This window comes from Methylomonas koyamae, assembly GCF_001644025.1.
GTDB classification, from domain to species: domain Bacteria; phylum Pseudomonadota; class Gammaproteobacteria; order Methylococcales; family Methylomonadaceae; genus Methylomonas; species Methylomonas koyamae_A.
Genome location: NZ_LUUK01000225.1, coordinates 53,282 through 72,428 on the forward strand (window position 1 = coordinate 53,282; position 19,147 = coordinate 72,428).

The 19,147-nt window shown below is 54.3% G+C and carries 18 protein-coding genes; 8 read left to right on the forward strand and 10 right to left on the reverse strand.

The genetic code is table 11. From position 1 onward, the window contains the following. Positions 1 to 22: 22 nt before the first annotated feature. From A1355_RS22690 to A1355_RS22700, 3 genes are all read left to right on the forward strand, one after another. Positions 23 to 292, forward strand: a complete 270-nt coding sequence (locus A1355_RS22690; protein WP_064031554.1) for an FmdB family zinc ribbon protein — start codon at positions 23 to 25, stop codon at positions 290 to 292. 107 nt (positions 293 to 399) lie between these two features. Then, on the forward strand, positions 400 to 2,193 hold the full coding sequence (gene aspS, locus A1355_RS22695; protein ID WP_064031555.1) for an aspartate--tRNA ligase: 1,794 nt from the start codon (positions 400 to 402) through the stop codon (positions 2,191 to 2,193). A gap of 241 nt (positions 2,194 to 2,434) precedes the next feature. Further along, positions 2,435 to 2,707 (forward strand): hypothetical protein, encoded by a 273-nt coding sequence (locus tag A1355_RS22700; protein WP_064031556.1) that lies wholly within the window; start codon positions 2,435 to 2,437, stop codon positions 2,705 to 2,707. A gap of 101 nt (positions 2,708 to 2,808) precedes the next feature. Here A1355_RS22700 and epmA read toward each other — a convergent pair whose 3' ends face one another. After that, positions 2,809 to 3,789, reverse strand: a complete 981-nt coding sequence (gene epmA / locus A1355_RS22705; RefSeq protein WP_064031557.1) for an EF-P lysine aminoacylase EpmA — start codon at positions 3,787 to 3,789, stop codon at positions 2,809 to 2,811. Further along, positions 3,789 to 4,358: an elongation factor P gene (gene efp / locus A1355_RS22710; protein WP_064031574.1), complete on the reverse strand. Its 570-nt coding sequence runs from the start codon at positions 4,356 to 4,358 to the stop codon at positions 3,789 to 3,791. The genes epmA and efp overlap by 1 nt, the downstream gene beginning before the upstream one ends. A 73-nt stretch (positions 4,359 to 4,431) precedes the next feature. Between efp and epmB the strand changes: the two genes are divergently transcribed. The 5 genes from epmB (at position 4,432) to A1355_RS22735 (ending at position 12,184) form a co-directional block, all read left to right on the forward strand. Beyond that, positions 4,432 to 5,418 carry an EF-P beta-lysylation protein EpmB gene (gene epmB, locus A1355_RS22715; protein ID WP_064031575.1) on the forward strand — a complete coding sequence of 329 codons (987 nt, stop codon included), beginning with the start codon at positions 4,432 to 4,434 and terminating at the stop codon, positions 5,416 to 5,418. Between the two features lie 86 nt (positions 5,419 to 5,504). Then, the gene (locus tag A1355_RS22720; protein WP_064031558.1) at positions 5,505 to 9,491 is read left to right on the forward strand and encodes a PAS domain-containing protein; all 3,987 of its coding nucleotides are present in this window, start codon (positions 5,505 to 5,507) and stop codon (positions 9,489 to 9,491) included. A gap of 4 nt (positions 9,492 to 9,495) precedes the next feature. Further along, complete coding sequence (locus A1355_RS22725) at positions 9,496 to 10,443, forward strand: diguanylate cyclase domain-containing protein (protein WP_064031559.1); 948 nt, start codon at positions 9,496 to 9,498, stop codon at positions 10,441 to 10,443. Between the two features lie 51 nt (positions 10,444 to 10,494). Then, on the forward strand, positions 10,495 to 11,220 hold the full coding sequence (locus A1355_RS22730) for a sulfite exporter TauE/SafE family protein (protein WP_064031560.1): 726 nt from the start codon (positions 10,495 to 10,497) through the stop codon (positions 11,218 to 11,220). A gap of 10 nt (positions 11,221 to 11,230) precedes the next feature. Then, positions 11,231 to 12,184: a sigma-54 interaction domain-containing protein gene (locus tag A1355_RS22735; RefSeq protein ID WP_064031561.1), complete on the forward strand. Its 954-nt coding sequence runs from the start codon at positions 11,231 to 11,233 to the stop codon at positions 12,182 to 12,184. A 101-nt stretch (positions 12,185 to 12,285) separates the two neighbouring features. On the opposite strand, the gene A1355_RS22740 is transcribed toward A1355_RS22735, so the two are convergent. From A1355_RS22740 to lepA, 8 genes are read right to left on the reverse strand one after another with little or no spacing between them, the layout of a single operon-like run. Continuing rightward, a complete protein-coding gene (locus tag A1355_RS22740) occupies positions 12,286 to 13,026 on the reverse strand; it encodes a PP2C family protein-serine/threonine phosphatase (protein WP_064031562.1) in 741 nt (246 codons plus the stop codon). A gap of 4 nt (positions 13,027 to 13,030) precedes the next feature. After that, entirely contained in the window at positions 13,031 to 13,774 is a 744-nt protein-coding gene (gene pdxJ / locus A1355_RS22745) for a pyridoxine 5'-phosphate synthase (protein WP_064031563.1), read from the reverse strand. A gap of 33 nt (positions 13,775 to 13,807) precedes the next feature. Beyond that, positions 13,808 to 14,509 (reverse strand): DNA repair protein RecO, encoded by a 702-nt coding sequence (recO, locus tag A1355_RS22750; protein WP_064031564.1) that lies wholly within the window; start codon positions 14,507 to 14,509, stop codon positions 13,808 to 13,810. Next, positions 14,509 to 15,399 (reverse strand): GTPase Era, encoded by an 891-nt coding sequence (gene era / locus A1355_RS22755; RefSeq protein WP_064031565.1) that lies wholly within the window; start codon positions 15,397 to 15,399, stop codon positions 14,509 to 14,511. The genes recO and era overlap by 1 nt, the downstream gene beginning before the upstream one ends. Continuing rightward, positions 15,396 to 16,079: a ribonuclease III gene (gene rnc, locus A1355_RS22760; protein ID WP_064031566.1), complete on the reverse strand. Its 684-nt coding sequence runs from the start codon at positions 16,077 to 16,079 to the stop codon at positions 15,396 to 15,398. The genes era and rnc overlap by 4 nt, the downstream gene beginning before the upstream one ends. After that, positions 16,076 to 16,453, reverse strand: coding sequence for a DUF4845 domain-containing protein (locus A1355_RS22765; protein WP_064031567.1), 378 nt, complete (start codon positions 16,451 to 16,453; stop codon positions 16,076 to 16,078). The genes rnc and A1355_RS22765 overlap by 4 nt, the downstream gene beginning before the upstream one ends. A 45-nt stretch (positions 16,454 to 16,498) precedes the next feature. Next, positions 16,499 to 17,275 carry a signal peptidase I gene (lepB, locus tag A1355_RS22770; RefSeq protein WP_064031568.1) on the reverse strand — a complete coding sequence of 259 codons (777 nt, stop codon included), beginning with the start codon at positions 17,273 to 17,275 and terminating at the stop codon, positions 16,499 to 16,501. Between the two features lie 15 nt (positions 17,276 to 17,290). Next, on the reverse strand, positions 17,291 to 19,090 hold the full coding sequence (gene lepA / locus A1355_RS22775) for a translation elongation factor 4 (RefSeq protein ID WP_064031569.1): 1,800 nt from the start codon (positions 19,088 to 19,090) through the stop codon (positions 17,291 to 17,293). Positions 19,091 to 19,147: the final 57 nt, after the last annotated feature.

Consider the following 19,147-nt stretch of genomic DNA (forward strand, 5'->3'; position numbering starts at 1 on the left):
TTCGATTTTTTGGGAGTAGCTCATGCCTATCTACGAATACCAATGCAATGCTTGCGGTCACGAACATGAAGCCCTGCAGAAACTGGGTGCGGAGCCTTTGGTGATCTGCCCGGCCTGTAACGAAGCCGAGTTGAAAAAGAAAATCTCCGCGGCCGGCTTTCGCCTGAAAGGTGGCGGCTGGTACGAAACCGACTTCAAAAGCGGCAACAAGAAAAACGTCGCCGGCGAAAGCGGCAACTCCTCCAGCAGTAGCAGCTCCGGCGGCTGCGGCGGCAGTTGCGCCTGTCATTAACCCTGTCCAACGTCGCTAGAAAGAACGCGCCGGACGCCGGTCCGCGCCTGGCGCTTTCCGTCCTTATTTTTTGAAATATTCCTTTTCCGATCAACTCGAGAACCATTATGCGTAGCCACAAATGTGGAGAATTGAACACCCAACATCTAGGCCAGACCGTCGCGCTGTGCGGCTGGGTCCATCGCCGCCGCGACCACGGCGGGGTCATTTTCATTGATCTGCGCGACCGCGCCGGTCTGGTGCAAGTGGTGTTCGATCCCGACGCGGCGGAAAGTTTCGCGACCGCCGAACAGGTGCGTAGCGAATATGTGCTGCGCATCGAAGGCGTTGTTCGCGACCGGCCGGCCGGCACGCACAACCCGAACATGGCGACCGGCGAGATCGAAGTCTTGGGCAAGCATATCGAAGTGTTGAACGAGTCGGAAACCCCGCCGTTCCCGCTGGAAAGCGACATCGAGGTCAACGAGGAAACCCGCTTGCGTTTCCGTTACATCGACCTGCGCCGCACCGCGATGTTGGAGAAGATGAAAGTGCGCCGCGACGTCACCCGCAACCTGCGCCAGTATCTGGACGAACACGAGTTCTTCGAAATCGAAACGCCTTATTTGACCAAGGCCACCCCGGAAGGCGCGCGCGACTACATCGTACCTAGCCGGACCCATCAAAACTCGTTCTTTGCGCTGCCGCAATCGCCGCAGCTGTACAAGCAATTGTTGATGATTGCGGGCATGGATCGCTACTACCAAGTAGTCCGCTGCTTCCGCGACGAAGACCTGCGCGCCGATCGCCAACCCGAATTCACCCAATTGGATATCGAAACCTCGTTCATGAACGAGGAAGACATCATGGCGGTAATGGAAGAAATGATCCGCCGCCTGTTCAAGGACATCATCAATGTCGATCTCGGCGACCCGTTCCCGGTAATGACTTACGAGGAAGCGATGCGCCGTTACGGTTCCGACCGTCCAGACCTGCGCATCCCGCTTGAACTGGTCGACATCGCCGACGAAATGAAGAACGTCGAATTCAAGGTGTTTTCCGGTCCGGCCAACGATCCGAACGGCCGTGTCGTGGCGATGAAACTGCCCGAAGGCGGCGAGCTGAGCCGTAGCGTCATTGACGAACTGACCAAGTTCGTCGGCATCTACGGCGCCAAAGGCCTGGCTTACATTAAGGTTAACGACCTGGCGGCGGGTATCGACGGCTTGCAATCGCCTATCGTCAAATTCGCCCCGGCCGACGTTTGGGCTAAAGTGATGGACAAAGTCGGCGCCCAAAACGGCGATTTGGTCTTTTTCGGCGCGGACAAGACCGGCATCGTCAACGAAGCCATGGGCGCGTTGCGCGTCAAACTCGGCTTGGATCGCGGTTTGTTGACCGGCCCGTGGAAACCGCTGTGGGTTATCGATTTCCCAATGTTCGCCTGGGACGACAAAGCCCAGCGCTACACCGCCATCCACCATCCGTTTACCGCGCCGAAATGCGGCATCGACGAACTGAAAACCGATCCAGGTAAGGCATTGTCCCGCGCTTACGACTTGGTCCTGAACGGCACCGAAGTCGGCGGGGGGTCGATCCGGATCAACCGCACGGCGATGCAACAAACCGTGTTCGATATTCTGAGCATAGGCCACGAAGAGGCCCGCGAGAAGTTCGGCTTCCTGCTGGATGCGTTGAAATACGGCGCGCCCCCGCACGGCGGCATTGCTTTCGGCTTGGACCGTCTGGTGATGCTGATGACCGGCGCCAGTTCAATCCGCGACGTCATCGCCTTCCCGAAAACTCAAACCGCAGCCTGCCCGCTGTTCAACGCGCCGGCTCAAGTCAGCGAGGAACAACTCAAGGAGTTGGGCATCCGTTTGCGCAAACCAGCCGGCAAAGACGAAAAAACACAGGAATGACCCACACCAAGGCGGACAGGTTATCGCGCATGCCGGCCCGCCAAAACGACCACAAAATTTGCCGGATTTTATTCGGCAAATTTTGCCCAACTTTTCCGCCGCAATCTTCTAAAAAAGCCCATTGACATCGGTTCGGCGATGCTGCAACCTGAAGGCGTTATCTTCTCGATAACAGGACTCGGGAGCGAGTCCTCCGCCGTTCAAGGATTGCTGTCAAACACTCATCTCCGAGAGGCTTGCCATGAATAAAATCACACCTCGTCTGATCCGCGATTTAAACGAAACCTTGCCGGAAGGCACGGAATGCTATTTGTGCGAAGCGGTTAGAAACGCGCTGTTCAATTACCGCAAGGGCCGAGAACCGTCAAATTACATTGATAAAGAACAAGCCTTGCCGATGCTTGCACAAAGGCTGGGACGTGGCTTGAAAAATTTCTTTGTCGACGATGTCAGGCAAGCGCTGGACGCCTATGAAGACGCCCGCGTGGGTAGAAAATTCAGCTGGCCGACATAAGTTCCCTGAACGGTGATTTCGAACCGACCGAGAACACCGAGTTACGACGTGCTCCCCCTTCCGGAGAGGGGGACATTTTAATGATCGAGACAACACGGTTTTCAAGCATGCGCCACTGGAAACGCAAGAACTTGGTCGATGGCTTTGCAGTCCGTCAATAACATCAACAACCGATCCAAACCCAAAGCGACCCCGCTACAATCCGGCACCCCCTCTCGAAGCGCTGCCAAAAACCGCTGGTCCTTGTTAACGACCGGCAACTCCTGGCTTGAACGATATGCGATCTCCCGATCGAAACGCCGCTCCTGCTCGTCGGCATCGGTCAGCTCGTAAAATCCGTTACCGAGTTCGACGCCATCGACAAACACTTCGAAGCGCTGGCTAAGCCTCGCGTCGTCCGCATCGATCCTAGCCAACGAAGACTGAATCGCCGGATAGCCGTGGATTAGATGCACTCGGTCGCCAATCAACGCCGGCTGAACATAGAGACTGAATATAAAATCCAACCACAACGAATGATCGTCGCCGCACAACTCGCCGGCCTCGCAAGCTCCGTGAGCCGCCGCGAAAGCACGGTAGCCGGACAGGTCGAAAACCAGGGGATCCAAACCGGTCCGAGCAACAAACACCTCTCGGTAGCTCGAGCACTCGATGGCCAAATCGGGGCGCGCGGCTGAAAACAGCGACAACAAGAGTTCGCCAACCTCGGCCATCAGTTGTTTCATATCGAAACCGACCCGATACCACTCCAATATCGTGAATTCAGGATTGTGATAACGCCCGGCCTCACCATTTCGAAACGCTTTGCAAATTTGATAGATGCAGCCGCTTCCGGCCGCCAGCAAGCGCTTCATCGCAAATTCCGGCGACGTTTGCAAAAACAGATCGCGCGATTGTGGAGGGAAATCGAATTGGCTACGAAAGAAATGCAGTTGCGGATCGGTGCCGGTTGCCCCGCATAGCAGCGGCGTTTCCACTTCCAGCACTTGCCGATCCGCGAAAAACCGGCGTATACCGGCCAACATCGCCGCCCTCGCGCGCAACTGTTCGAGAGAGCATGTCGGCCGCCAGATGTTCGACACTATTCCTTGACGCGGGAAACGTATTCGCCGGTGCGGGTGTCGACGCGTATCACCTCGCCGATTTGTACGAACAGAGGTACCCTTACCACCGCACCGGTTTCAAGCGTCGCGGGTTTGCCGCCGCCACCCGAGGTGTCGCCTTTCAAACCCGGGTCGGTTTCGGTAATCGCAAGCTCGACGAAGTTGGGCGGCGTCACCGACAGCGGCGCATCATTCCACAAGGTCAGGATGCACATATCCTGCTCTTTCAGCCATTTCAAGGCTTCACTAACGGCGTTCTTGTCGGCTTGGTATTGCTCGAAGGTATCCGGCACCATGAAATGCCAGAATTCGCCATCGCTATAAAGATATTGCATGTCTTTATCGACGACGTCGGCACTCTCCACGGTATCGCCGGACTTGAAGGTACGCTCGATGACGCGGCCGGTTTTCAGGTTTCTGATCTTAACCCTGTTAAACGCCTGCCCCTTGCCCGGTTTAACAAATTCGTTTTCGATAATCGAACAAGGGTCGTTGTCGAGCATGATCTTCAATCCGCCCCTGAATTCGTTGGTGCTGTAAATCGCCATTTTTTCCTCGTGAAACAAACAATAGTCCGCCGATTATAATGGATTGGAATTTCAATCGGAAACCGGAGCTAAATTGACACCCAAAACCGCCCGTTGGCAACGGTCGCTGGCCGATGCTTTCGACAGCGTCGATGCCTTGTTGACATACCTGGAATTGACTCCGGACGAACTTCCGATACTTCGCGACTACCCAGCCTTCCCACTCAAAGTACCGCGCGGATTCGCCGCCCGCATGGAACCGGGCAATCCCAACGATCCGCTGTTGCGTCAAGTTCTTCCGCTTGGCGCCGAATTGCACGCATATCCTGGTTATAGCCGCGATCCGGTCGGCGACTTGCACGCAATCGCCGCTCCCGGCGTCATCCACAAATACGCCGGCAGGGTGTTATTGGTCGCCACCGGCGGTTGCGCGGTACATTGCCGCTATTGCTTCAGGAGAAACTTTCCTTACGCCGAACAGCAGTTGTCGCGGAGCAAATTGGCTCTGGCGCTGGACTATATCGCTGAACGCCCCGATATACACGAAGTTATTTTGAGCGGCGGCGATCCGCTGTTATTGAGCGACGACAAACTTTTCAATTTGCTGACTGCGTTAGCCGGTATCGGTCATATCCGCCGGATTAGAATCCATAGCCGTATCCCGATCGTACTGCCGGAACGCATGACCGATACATTGTTGGACTATTTAAGCGGACTGGCCGTTTCTATCGTTTTGGTGGTGCATGCCAACCACGCCAATGAGCTGAGTTCCGACGTTGGAGCGATTTTAAACCGCTGGCGACGGCGCGGCATAACACTGCTAAATCAAAGCGTACTGCTCGCCGGTATAAACGATAATGTCGATGCGCTCTGCAATTTAAGTGAAAAACTATTTGGCTTCGGCATTTTGCCCTATTATTTACATCTGCTGGATAAAGCCGCCGGCGTTGGTCATTTTGAAGTGGCCGAAGACACGGCCAAACAGTTGCTACAACGAATGCAGCGAACCCTGCCGGGTTATCTGGTTCCGAAACTGGTTAAGGAATGCGCCGGCGAACCCAACAAGACCTCGATTCTTTGACAAGCGCGATCCGCTGACAACCATTTCAGCGAATTACGCGAATTCGAGTCTCGTCAGCGATCAATATCCGCCTCATCCGCACCGATATGCAAGAGCCGTCCGCCAACAATGCCAATCCGATTTCCAGGCTAGCGCTGATAGTAGTCTGCCTGCTGTTGCTAGGCAATATCGCATTGACGTTTCTTCACCACCTGCGGACACCGCACGAACTACCCGTATTCGGCACCGATGTCGCGCTACCCGGCTTGGCGATTCTGCTGCTATTGATCTTGATGCTGAAAGACGACCGACGTCGCGGAATCTCCACCGGTTACGACATTCAGGATGCGTCAAGCCAAACTTTGATTGTTGTCGATACCCACTGCATTATCCGTTCGGTCAACAAAACCGCTGCCACTACGGTCAACTTGCCAGTCGAAGAACTGATTGACCTACCGGTGCACGAACTGTTCCATCCCGCTCAGTTCAGCGAAAACGCCTGTCCCATCTGCCAGCACATCCGGGCTGGCCAGGAAATGCCCGCTACCGATTTCAGATACGCCAACGGCCATTGGCAAGAAATTTCGCTAACTCGACTGCCACGACCGGCGTATCCTCGATTGCTGCAAATCCAGACCGACATTAGCTCTCGCAAACAGGTCGAGGAGCAATTAGCCCTTGTGATTGACGGTGCCGAACTCGGTTATTGGGATTGGGACTACCTGACCGGCAAGCATTCGGTGAACCAACGCTGGCTAGACATGCTGGGCCTGTGCGCCGCCGACCTCGACCATTACATCTCCGACTGGGCAAATCGGCTCCATCCCGACGATCGCGAACGCGTTCATCGCATCATTTCCCAACATATCGAATCTGGCGAACCCTACGTAATCGAATTCCGAATGCAACACCGGCAAGGACACTGGGTTTGGATTCAAGGCGCCGGGGCGGTGGTCGCTCGCGATCCGGCAACCGGCAAACCGACCCGATTGTGCGGCACTCACCAAAACATCAGCGCCCGCAAGCAATCGGAAAGCAGCCTGCAAGCGGCCTACCAAATCATCAGTCACAGCGCGGCAGTGGTGATGAAATGGAATAATGCCGAAGGTATGCCTATCGAATTCGCCACCGAAAACGCTCGCCAATTGTTCGGCTATAGCGCCGAACAATTGGCAACCGGTGACATTTTCTACATGAACTTGATTCACCCAGACGATTTGGACGGTTACATTCGGGAAATTAGCAGCTGCGGCAACGATGCCAATTGCCGGGAAGTGGTCCATCAACCCTACCGGATCATCGCCAAGAACGGCGGCGTCAAATGGGTGCAAGATCGCAAAGTTCTGACCCGCGACGAATTCGGACGCGTCGTCGACTACCAGGGCTTGGTGACCGACGTCACCCAGCAACGCCAGCAAAGTAGCGCGATTCGGAACATCATCACCAGCTCCGCGCAGCATGCCGGCGGCTCGATGCTGGATAACCTAGCCCTACTGGCGCTGGAAACCCTGGGCGCCGATTACGCACTGATCGCGGAGCAGTGGGAACTCGGCCGTGCCCGCAGCCTATCGCTGTGCGCTAAGGGTCAAATCGTCGAAAACCTCGAATTGGACCCGCGGGATTTTCCAAGCCCAGACCTTCAAAACGGCACCCCGTGCTGTTACACGCAGGCGGTCGCGGACCGTTTTCCCAAGTCCGAGTGGTTACGCGATCGAGGGATCGTCGGTTATCTAGCGATCCCGTTGCTCGACAACCAGCAACACGGCTTCGGATTCGTGGCAGTCGCCTATTGTCGTCCCATTCCGGACGTAAATCCGGCAAGCGACATATTGACGCTATTCGCGGTACAAATCAGCGCGGAATTGGAGCGTAGCCGGGCAATTGCCGCGCTCAAGGATCAAAAACAGCGCCTCATGGACGCGCAAGCGCTTTCCCACATCGGCGACTGGTGCTGGCATTTGCAGGATCAACACTTTAGCTGGTCGGACGAAATGTATCGGATCACCGGCACCGGCAAGACCGGGTTTATTCCCAACTATGCCAACCTCTGCGAGCAACTGGTACATCCAGACGACCTGAATCTGTTCAAGACGGCGATGGAGCACCCCGAAGCCGAGAACGGCATCGATTTTCGCCACCGCATCGTGCTTGGTGACGGTCAAATTCGCCATGTTCACCAACGAGGGAAGCCGATACTCGCGCCAGATGGCCGCTGTATTGCGATACAGGGTACGATGCAGGACATCACCGATCGACTTCAAACCGAGCAGCGCCTGCTGGAAGCCAAACATCAGGCGGAACAAGCGACCAAGGTCAAATCAGAGTTTCTGGCCAACATGAGCCACGAAATCCGCACCCCGATGAACGCTATCATCGGCTTGGTCGAACTTTGCCTGAACAGCGCCGTGACCGCCAAGCAACGCGATTACCTGGAACGCGTGGAAACCGCGGCGCGCTCTCTTATGACGATCATCGATGACATTTTGGATTTTTCCAAAATGGAAGCCGGGAAGATGCATTTGGAATCGCTGCCGTTTTTATTGGAAGAGATGTTGGACCAAGTGTTTTCGACGATGTCCGAGCTGAGCGCGCGCAAAGGGGTCGACTTGATCCGCCCCAACCTTCAGGGCGCCAGTTACGCGGTCATCGGCGATCCGCAACGGCTCAGGCAAATTTTCATCAATTTGATCGGTAATGCCATCAAATTTACCGATTTCGGCGAAGTGCGAGTCACGCTGACCGAAATCAGCCGTAGCACCCAACACGTCTGCCTGCAATTCAGCATCGTCGACACCGGGATAGGAATGAGCCAGGAGCTACAGTCCAAATTGTTTCAAGCCTTCAGCCAAGGAGATAGCAGCGTCACGCGCCACTACGGCGGCACCGGACTGGGCCTGATCATTTCCAAACAACTGGTCGAACAGATGGGCGGATCGATCAGCGTCAGCAGCCAGGAAAACCTAGGCTCGACTTTTACGTTCACCGTGAACCTGGGTGTCACTAATCTTGCATCGATACGTTTGGCCCAGCACCAACAGCAAAACCCGGTCGATACCAGCAAGCTTCAATACATTCGCGGCGCGCGCATCTTGTTAGTCGAGGACAACGAGGTCAACCGCATCGTCGCGATCGAATTACTAGAACAAGCGCATTTGTGCGTCGATATTGCCGAACACGGCGAAATTGCTCTCGCCAAACTACGTGGGCAAAGCTATGACTGCGTATTGATGGATATTCAAATGCCGGTATTGGACGGCTACGAAACCACCCGTCAGCTGCGCAAGCTGTCCGGCTGCCAAACACTGCCGGTCATCGCGATGACGGCTAATGCAATGAGCGACGACCGCAATAAATGCCTGCAAGCGGATATGGACGATTTCATTAGCAAACCGATCTTGCCCGAAACGCTGTATGCGATGTTAGTAAAGTGGATTCCGCCGCGCCACGACGAGTCGGCCGAGAGTCCCACCGCTTCCGCGGAGGCCTTAATTCCCTATCTTTACGGCATAGACAGTGCAACCGGCCTATTACATACGGCCGGCAACCACGCCGTATACCGAAAAGTTCTGCAAAAATTCGCCGAGAACCATGCCGATACGATGCTGGAAATCGCCCATGCCTTCTCCTCCAACGATTACGACAAGGCCTACCAACTGGTTCACACCCTGAAAGGCTTGGTCGGATCGCTGGGCGCCCTACAATTACAAAGCCAATTGGTTCGTTTGGAGGAATCGTTGAAAGATCACAAGCTCGATATTGCGCACGTGCCGAATATCGACAGCAATATCGCGACGATTACGCTGGAAATGGCCAAGCTCGTCAACAGCATCAAAATCACGCTCCCCCAGGAAACGTCAATGGAAATAGCGCCTTTGCCGTTGTCGTCGCTGGAAACTCGTCAACAACTGGCAATCCTGATCAATAAGCTTCAAGTGTTCGATTCGGACGCCGATCAGCAACTGGACCATATTTTGGCGCACATTGACGATAGAAACCTAATCTCCGCGCTATTGCCCATTAAAAAACAAATCGCCAATTACCAATTCATCGACGCGGCGCAGGCGATAAACCATCTTCTCGATCACGGGATTTAAGTTCATGGAAAACATCAATCAACACAAGATTCTGGCAGTGGACGATAGCCCGGAAAATCTCGACTTGATAAAGAACATCCTCGAACCGCACTATCAAGTCAAAGTGGCCGTGCGCGGGGATTTGGCGTTACAAATCGCCAATACGCAGGATCTCGACTTGATCTTGCTGGACATCATGCTCGACGACATGGACGGCTATGAAATCTGCAAACGTCTCAAATCGCACGACAAAACCCGCAACATTCCGATTATTTTTTTAACCGCCAAACGATCCGAAGAAGACGAAGTCCACGGTTTTCGGATAGGCGGCAACGACTACATCACCAAACCGTTTTCGCCGTCGATCGTCCTGGCTCGGGTCAAAACTCAAATTCAGTTGAAAACCAAATCCGATTTGCTGGAAAAACTGGCATCCTTGGACGGACTGACGGAAATCCCCAATCGGCGCGCCTTCGATGCCGCGTTGGAACGCCAATGGAATCAAAGCAAACGTAACGGCATGCCATTGTCGTTATTGATCGCCGACATCGACCACTTCAAGCAATTCAACGACTACTACGGCCACCCGCTCGGAGACGACTGCCTTAAAAAAGTATCCGCGTCGTTGCGGACTACAACCCATCGTCCCGAGGATTTGGTGGCCAGACTAGGAGGCGAGGAATTTGCGATTCTCTTACCGAACACCGATGCCATCGGAGCGATGATCCGGGCCGATCAGTATCGTCAAGCGGTCGAAAACTTGAAGACCCCGCATATTCTCAACGAACCCTATCGACTGGTAACGATTTCGATCGGCGTCGCCACCCTGCAACCGCACGCGCGTGACGACGTTTCGACATTACTCGGCGCGGCCGACAATGCACTATACCAAGCCAAACACCAAGGCCGTAATCGAGTTTGCGGTCACAATAAACAGACGTTCGACGCGCCGAGTGGCGACGTCAACACTTAGTCCCAAATAAAAACGACTATAATCGCGCGGTCGTCTGTCTCCGGTTTCATCATGCACCTCTATCTCGATTTCAACGCTTCGTATTTCGCCGCCTTTGTCATGGGATTGCTCAGCAGCCTGCATTGTATCGGCATGTGTGGCTCGATTATCGGATCGTTGACTTACAGCCTGAAGCCCGAATTACGCAACGACAAACTCAAATTATTTAGCATCGTCCTGAACTACAATCTCGGCCGAGTGTTCAGTTACACCGTGGCGGGCGCTCTGGCCGGCATGCTCGAGACCTTTCTAAGCCTGCCTTTAAGTCAAGGCGATGCTCACCGGGTATTGCAATTGCTGTCGGCGATCATCATGGCCGGCGCCGGTCTGTATATAGCGGGCTGGTTCCCGCGCTTCGCCTATATTGAGAAAATGGGCTCACGTTTCTGGAAACTGATAGAACCCTTCGGCCGCCGTCTGATACCGGTAAAAAACCGTACTCAGGCCTTCCTATTCGGGATGGTCTGGGGGTGGCTACCTTGCGGTTTGATATATACGGCGCTCGCTCTGGCCGCGACGACCGGAAATGTTATCCATAGTTCCTTGACTATGCTCACTTTCGGTCTAGGGACTTTACCTGCGGTGATGGGTGTCGGTATAATGACTACGCTCTTAACAAGGCTTTACAAATCCCGACAATTAAAACATCTCGCGGGCACCTTGTTTATCATCTTCGCTTTGTTGGCGGCCTTCCCCTGGCTTAATCCAATGCGGGTTGAACATATAACGACGTTTTGAGAGGTTAGCAGTGGATAATTTCGATCCTATTATCGGTCAATCTCCGGCTATCGAGGCGCTAATCCGTAGCGCGCGCATCGTTGCGGCAACCGACGTAACCGTTTTGATCAAAGGCGAGACCGGCACAGGCAAGGAAGTACTTGCCACCGCCATCCAAAAAGAAAGCCCTAGAGCCAACAAACCGTTCATCACACTAAACTGCGCGGCATTGCCGGAAGGTTTGGTGGAATCCGAGATCTTCGGACATAAAAAAGGTGCGTTTACCGGCGCGGTGGGCGACAAACAAGGCCTGTTTCAAGCGGCCGACGGCGGCACATTATTTCTTGACGAAATCAACTCGTTGCCCTTTTCGATTCAGTCCAAATTGTTGCGTTTCTTGGAATCCGGCGAATGCCTTCCGGTCGGAGGCACTAAACCCTATAAAGTCAACGTCCGTGTCATCGCCGCTTCCAACGCCGATCTGAGCAAACTGATAGATTTCGGCGAATTTCGGCAGGACTTGTATTTCCGCCTGAATGTGGTTCCTCTTGAAATTCCGGCTCTTCATCAACGTACCGACGACATTGAGCTGCTGGCCAATCACTTCTTTACCCATTTCTCGGCGGCCCACAGTCTGGAACCGCCAACTTTCAGCCGGCACGCGTTAAGGACCTTGAAATCCTACAAGTGGCCGGGCAATGTTCGCGAGCTGCGCAATCTGTGCGAGCGCCTCAGCATTTTGTTGTCAGGCAAGGTCATCGAACCTGAAAACCTGCCCCATGAATTTAATCGCGGCCCCGCCAATCCAAGTTCAGCATTTACCTTACCCGAACTTGGCCTGCAATTGGACGCATTGGAAGCGGACATGATCTTACAGGCACTGCGCCGAACCAAGGGCAACCGCAGTAAATCGGCGAGGTTGCTGGGCATCTCTCGCGATACATTACTTTATAGAATTCAAAAACACGGATTGGCAACACATTAAGCGTCTGCCTATATTATCCGACCAACCGACAAGGCCGAACCGCTCAGCGAGCGGCTCGGCCTTTTTCACGCCCTAAGGCAAAATGCCGCACGACGTTTGCCTTAAAGCTTACGCACCCATTGAACAGTGACGTTATCGCTGTGGCCTTGCGCGCGCAACACCGCCATTTTCGCCATTTTCCTAAGCTCTGCTTTTCCGCTGTCCGGTTGCGATAAGGTCAGCATCTCTTGCTCCTTGACGAACTCCCAAAACCCGTCGCTGCACAATACGAACGTCTCCCCTTCCAACATCGGCGGGCAACGCACTACGTCAACCTGAGCCGGCATCAACACATTGATACTGCGGGTCAATTTATGCTGATCGGGATGCGCGCCCATTTCCCACTCGCTAATTCTGCCCTCGTCATACAATTGCTGCGGCACCGAATGATCCTTGGTGCGCCAAAGCACCCGCTCGGGATTGATCCGGTAAATTCGCGAATCCCCGCAATGCGCGGTGATGGCCTGACGCGGATCCAGATACAAAATGGCACAGGTGGTATGGGCGTTGCTACCGTCGGGATCGCCGGCGAACAACTCGCGCATTTTACCTATCGTGTCGGCAATCCAAGCCTGCACGGCCGATTCGCCGCGCAGATGAATCTGCGGCTGGTATTTGTCGGCCAACGCCACCAGTAAACGGCAAAAAAACTGCGACGCCTTTTCGCCGGCGTGGTGGCCCCCTAGGCCGTCGGCCACCACGAAAACCGCATAGTCGGCGCACACCCGGTGCGCCATACAATCCTGATTGACGTCGCGATTGCCTATCGCGGTCAATTGATAAAACTCCAGCTCTGTCAGCATCGGGCTAAACTTGGGCGCGCGCCTCACGCATAACCCGCTTCATGTCGCCGACCGCTTGCGCCAATCCGCCAAACAACGCTTGGGCGATCAACGCATGACCGATATTCAACTCGACTATGGTTGGAATTCGACAAATCGCCTCAACGTTGTTCAAGGTCAACCCGTGGCCGGCATTGACTTGCAAGCCCTCACGATAGGCGTACTCCGCCGCGACCTTTATGCGCTCCAATTCCGCCAGCCGACTATCTCGACTGTCGGCATCGGCGTAACGACCGGTATGCAATTCGACAACCGGCGCGCCCGCCTGCACAGCCGCATCGATCTGCGCCAGCTCGGGATCGATGAATAGCGAGACTTCCACGCCGACGTCGGCCAAGCGCCTACACGCCCCTCGCATCCGCGCCAAGGCTCCCGCGACATCCAGACCGCCTTCGGTCGTCAATTCCTCACGGCGTTCCGGTACCAAACAACACGCTTGCGGCCGCACCCGGCAAGCGAGATCCAACATCGCATCGGTGACCGCCATTTCCAGATTCAACTTGGTCTGCAACACCTGCTTCAGCAAATCGATATCTCTATCCTGAATATGGCGTCTATCCTCGCGCAAATGAGCGGTAATTCCGTCGGCTCCGGCCTGCTCGGCCAGCAAGGCCGCATGCACGGGATCGGGATATCGGGTACCGCGGGCTTGACGCACCGTGGCGACGTGATCGATATTGACACCCAGTAGTATCGGTTGCTTAGTCATTCGCTGCAATTACCCATCCTATCGTGAATTTATTCATAGATGTTTCAACATCGTCGCCAGCACTTCGCGACTCTTCAACGGCCGCCCTCGCAGATGACCGTCCAGAAGCTGGCGCAATATCACCTTGGCTTCGGCGGCAATGCCGTCCTGAAGCCGATCTCGCTTGGCCAAGGCCAGCAAGGTTGTCCCGCTCGCTCGGCCACCGGCATCAAGTACCCAGCCCTGATCGGCGCGATAGTCGTAGCGCTCGCGCGGCGAAATCGGCGCACGATCCGCCGCGACCGCCAACTCAACCTCGTACCCCGCCTCCCTGAGCAAATCCAATTCGAAATAACGCAAGGTTTGCTCGATACCGACACCCAAGGTCAAATCTCGCAATGCTGCCCGGTAAACCGCAAACAATGCCGGGTGCGGGTCGTGGCGATGTAAAAACAATTGGACCAGTTCGTTCACATAAAAGCCGCAATACAACGCCAAGCGCTCGAGGGGATACTGGCGGACAAACTCGCTACCCACCAGAGTCTTCAATTCGCCGCGATCGGAAAACGACAATTTCAACGCTGTGAACGGTAGCAAAAGCCCGGCTGATTTGGATTTTTGCTTGCGTACGCCTTTCGCCAACATCGACACGATGCCATAGTCCCGGGTGAAAACCTCGAGCAGTAGACTGGTTTCCCGATACGGCCGGTGTTGCAGGATATAAGCCGGCTGCAAATAAACCGTCGAGTCGGACATCACTCCGCGCTGTCGAGAAATCCCAAACTTTGCAAGGCGCGTTCGTTGTCCGACCAGCCTTTTTTGACTTTGACCCAAAGCTGCAAAAACACTTTTTGGTCTATCAGTTTTTCGATGTCCACTCTCGCTTCGGTACCGATTTTTTTCAGGTTTTCGCCCTGTTTACCGATAACGATGCTTTTTTGACTGCTACGCTCAACCCAAATATTGGCGTAAATCTTCGTCAGACTGGGATGTTCTTCGTATAACTCGATTTCAACGGTCAATGCATACGGCAATTCGTCACCCAATCGGCGCGTCAATTTCTCGCGGATGATCTCGGCGGCAAAAAAGCGTTCCGAGCGGTCTGTAATTTGATCTTCCGGAAAGATCGGCTCGGCCTCCGGCAACAAAGCCATAATTTGGCGTTCCAGCTCGTCGAGGTTCGTGCTTTTCAGCGCCGACACCGGCACGATATGCTGGAACGGAAACTTTTTGGCCGCCTCGCCAAAGAACGCCAGCGCAGCCTGCTTGTCCTTCACCTTGTCGATCTTATTCACGACCAAAATCACTGGTAGACCGGCCTGCTCCAGCTTTCTGAAGATTTGCTCGTCGTACTCGTGCCAATACAAACCGTCCAACAGCCATAACACCAAATCGACACCCAGTAAGGAGCTGTCGGCGGTTTTATTCAAATAGCGGTTCAGAACTCTTTTTTCATCCCGGTGCATGCCTGGCGTATCGACGAAAATAGCCTGCCCGGCGTCGGTGGTCTTGATACCGACGATGCGATGACGCGTGGTTTGAGGTTTACGTGAGGTGATGCTGAGCTTTTGTCCCAGCAAGTGATTCATTAGCGTGGATTTGCCGACATTCGGCCTACCGATTAACGCGACATGTCCGCAGTTCATTTGTCTGTATTCAAAAGTAAATTCAACATCTTCTCGGCAGCGGCCTGCTCTGCTTTCTTCCGGGAAATGCCGCTGGCCAGGGAAACCTGATCGGTGACCGCTACTTTACACCTGACCTCGAAAGTTTGCGCATGGTCGACCCCGGACATCGCGACCAATTCGTAAATTGGCAGCGGTTTGCGCTTGGCTTGCATCAACTCCTGCAACCGGGTTTTTGGGTCCTTGACCCAATCGTCGGCTTTCAGCTCGGCCAATTTGCCGGCAAACAATTCCAATATCCAGGTCCGACATGCCTCGACGCCCTGATCCTCGACCAAAGCCCCCATGATCGCTTCCAATGCATCGGACAAAATCGAATCGCGGCGAAAACCGCCGCTTTTCAGTTCGCCGGACCCCAGTATCAAATACTCGCCGAGATTGTGCTGGCGAGCCAATTCTGCCAGCGAATTCTGATTAACCAGGCTGGCACGCAAGCGACTCAATACGCCTTCGCCGGCCTCGGGAAACGATTCGTACAATTTTTGCGCGATGACGAAACCGAGCACCGAGTCGCCCAAGTATTCCAGACGCTCGTTATTCTTGGCGCCGACGCTACGATGAGTCAGGGCCACGCTCAGCAATCCGGGATTTTGGAAGGTCAGTCCCAATTTTTTCGCAAGTATTTCCGGCTTTTTTATCACTTGTTCCCGGCTTCGAATCCTTCGTGAAACTCCACCAGCACGCTTAAGTTCCCGAAGATGGGCTCCACCCGCTCGTAATCGATCTCGACGCTGACATAACCGGGTTGGGCAACAATCTTGATATCTTCCGGCTTAACGTATTCCACGTAGTTCAAGTCGAAACGTTTTTCCAAACTGGACTTGATCTCGGCTTTGGACTTGCTGGCGATATCGGTGGTCGCTTCCACAGCCTTCAAGGCGTTCATCACCCGACTATGATTGATATAAATTGGCGCGATCTTCAACACCAATAGCGTAAAGAATGCGATCAGCCCGAGAATAAAAACGATGGAAATAAACGTCAGCCCGCGCTGATGCTTGATCGATGTCGGCATAGGATGTCCCCAAACGAGTTAAATAGGAATCGACCGCCGGTCGGCTTAGCGTAGCCTAGTGCCGAGTCGATCGAAAGCAATGCCCTTATTTTCCCAATCCCAATTCATCCAGATAAAAAACGCCTTGCCGACCAAGTTAGCTTCAGGCACAAACCCCCAATAGCGGCTGTCGTTACTGTTGTCGCGATTGTCGCCCATTACAAAATAGTGACCTTCGGGCACTACGAATACGTCTTGTACCGTCGACACGCCGCGGCTGATCAAAATTGAGTGTTCGACGCCCATTAAATCTTCTTCCAGACGCTCGGCTCCACTCATGCCGACACCTTGACCGACGCCCTGATAACGCCCCAGCGAGACTTGTTTGATCGGCTGGCCGTTCACGTAAATCACTTTTTCGAAATAACCGATGCGGTCGCCCGGCAAGCCGATCACGCGCTTGATGTAATCGACCGACGGTTGTTTCGGAAAGCGAAACACCACGATATCCCCGCGTTTTGGTTCGTTCATTTCGATGATTTTTTTATTAATTACCGGTAAGCGCACGCCGTAGGTAAATTTATTCACCAAAATGAAATCGCCGACCAGCAGCGTCGGCATCATCGAGCCGGACGGAATCCGGAACGGCTCGAACAAAAACGAACGCAGCAGCAACACGATCAACACGACCGGGAAAAACGAGCGGGCGTATTCCACCAACACCGGTTCTTTCTCGACCGGATAGGGCTGTTGAGTCTGGCGCAGATACAACCAATATCCGCCCCAAATCACGCCGGTAACGAAGGTCGCCGCCACCAGAAAAAAGGAAAAATCGTAATCCATGCTAATAAACCGTCACTATTCTTTGTTGACCTGCAACACCGCCAGAAAGGCTTCCTGCGGAATTTCGATACTACCCACTTGCTTCATCCGCTTTTTGCCGGCCTTTTGTTTTTCCAACAGCTTTTTCTTACGGGTGATGTCGCCGCCGTAGCATTTGGCGGTCACGTTCTTCCGCATCGCCTTGACCGTGGAGCGGGCGATGATTTTGGAACCGATCGCGGCTTGGATCGCCACTTCGTACATCTGGCGCGGAATCAGGTCTTTCATTTTCTCGACCAGATCGCGGCCACGATTCTGAGCCTGATCGCGATGCACGATAATCGACAAGGCATCGACCTTGTCGGCGTTAATCAACACATCCAGTTTCACCAGAGGCGCCGGCTCGAAACGGACAAACTCGTAATCGAACGAGGCGTAGCCGCGACTGACCGACTTCAGACGATCGAAGAAATCCAGTACCACTTCGCTCATCGGCAGTTCGTAGTTCAAACTCACCTGACCGCCGACGTATTGCATATTTTTTTGTACGCCGCGCTTTTCGATACACAGATTGATCACGCTGCCCAAATAGGCTTGCGGCACCAGAATGTTCGCCAAGATGATCGGTTCTCGCACTTCGGTAATGGTGCCTGGATCCGGCAACTTGGCAGGATTATCCACCATCAACACTTCGCCATTATGCGTCTCGACTTCGTAAACCACCGTCGGCGCGGTCGTGATCAAATCGATATCGTACTCGCGCTCCAAGCGCTCCTGAACGATTTCCATATGCAGCATGCCCAGGAAACCGCAGCGAAAACCGAAACCCAAGGCTTGCGAGGTCTCCGGCTCGAAATTCAACGCCGAATCGTTAAGACGCAACTTGTCCAGCGCCTCCCGCATCGCGCCGAAATCGTCGGAACTGACCGGATACAAACCTGCGAATACCCTAGGCTGAACTTTTTCGAAACCGGGCAAGGCTTCCGCGGCCGGATTGTCGGCGCCGGTAATCGTGTCGCCGACCGGCGCTCCGAAAATATCCTTAATCCCGGCAACGACGAAACCGACCTCGCCAGTCCCCAAATCCTGCTTTTCCAGTTGTTTGGGGGTAAACACACCCAGTTTTTCCGCCAGATAGGACTTGCCGGTCGACATCACCGTGATCTTTTGCTTGCGGCGCAGACTGCCGTTGACGATGCGCACCAGCGACACCACCCCCAAATAGTTGTCGAACCAGGAGTCGATGATCAAGGCCTGTAACGGCCCTGCTTCGTTGCCGCTGGGCGGAGGAATCTTTTGAATCAACTGCTCCAGCACCGACTCGACATTCAAACCGGTTTTGGCGCTGATCCGGCAAGCCTCGTCGGCTGGAATACCGATTACATCCTCGATCTCGGTCATCACCCGCTCGGGTTCCGCCGACGGCAAATCGATTTTGTTCAACACCGGCACGACTTCCAGACCTTGCTCGATCGCGGTATAGCAATTGGCGACGCTTTGCGCTTCGACACCCTGCGCGGCGTCCACCACCAGCAGCGCGCCTTCGCAGGCCGCCAGCGAACGGGAAACCTCGTAGGAAAAATCCACGTGGCCGGGCGTATCGATGAAATTCAGTTGATAGGTTTCGCCGTCGCCGGCTTGATAATCCAATGTGACGCTTTGCGCCTTGATCGTGATGCCGCGTTCGCGTTCCAGATCCATCGAATCGAGCACCTGCGACTCCATCTCCCGGTCGCTCAACCCGCCGCAAATCTGGATGAAGCGATCCGCCAACGTCGATTTACCGTGATCGATATGGGCGATGATGGAGAAATTTCGAATATGTTTCTGGTCCACTGAGTCAGGTGATTTCGTTTGAGTTATTTCGGTTAAAGAGCAGACCGCCGTCGCGGC

Coding starts and splice junctions, on each gene's coding strand:
- A1355_RS22690 (WP_064031554.1), top strand. CDS start 23: ATGCCTATCTACGAATACCAATGCAATGCTTGCGGTCACGAACATGAA.
- aspS (WP_064031555.1), top strand. CDS start 400: ATGCGTAGCCACAAATGTGGAGAATTGAACACCCAACATCTAGGCCAG.
- A1355_RS22700 (WP_064031556.1), top strand. CDS start 2,435: ATGAATAAAATCACACCTCGTCTGATCCGCGATTTAAACGAAACCTTG.
- efp (WP_064031574.1), bottom strand. CDS start 4,358: ATGGCGATTTACAGCACCAACGAATTCAGGGGCGGATTGAAGATCATG.
- A1355_RS22720 (WP_064031558.1), top strand. CDS start 5,505: ATGCAAGAGCCGTCCGCCAACAATGCCAATCCGATTTCCAGGCTAGCG.
- A1355_RS22725 (WP_064031559.1), top strand. CDS start 9,496: ATGGAAAACATCAATCAACACAAGATTCTGGCAGTGGACGATAGCCCG.
- A1355_RS22730 (WP_064031560.1), top strand. CDS start 10,495: ATGCACCTCTATCTCGATTTCAACGCTTCGTATTTCGCCGCCTTTGTC.
- A1355_RS22740 (WP_064031562.1), bottom strand. CDS start 13,026: ATGCTGACAGAGCTGGAGTTTTATCAATTGACCGCGATAGGCAATCGC.
- pdxJ (WP_064031563.1), bottom strand. CDS start 13,774: ATGACTAAGCAACCGATACTACTGGGTGTCAATATCGATCACGTCGCC.
- recO (WP_064031564.1), bottom strand. CDS start 14,509: ATGTCCGACTCGACGGTTTATTTGCAGCCGGCTTATATCCTGCAACAC.
- era (WP_064031565.1), bottom strand. CDS start 15,399: ATGAACTGCGGACATGTCGCGTTAATCGGTAGGCCGAATGTCGGCAAA.
- A1355_RS22765 (WP_064031567.1), bottom strand. CDS start 16,453: ATGCCGACATCGATCAAGCATCAGCGCGGGCTGACGTTTATTTCCATC.
- lepB (WP_064031568.1), bottom strand. CDS start 17,275: ATGGATTACGATTTTTCCTTTTTTCTGGTGGCGGCGACCTTCGTTACC.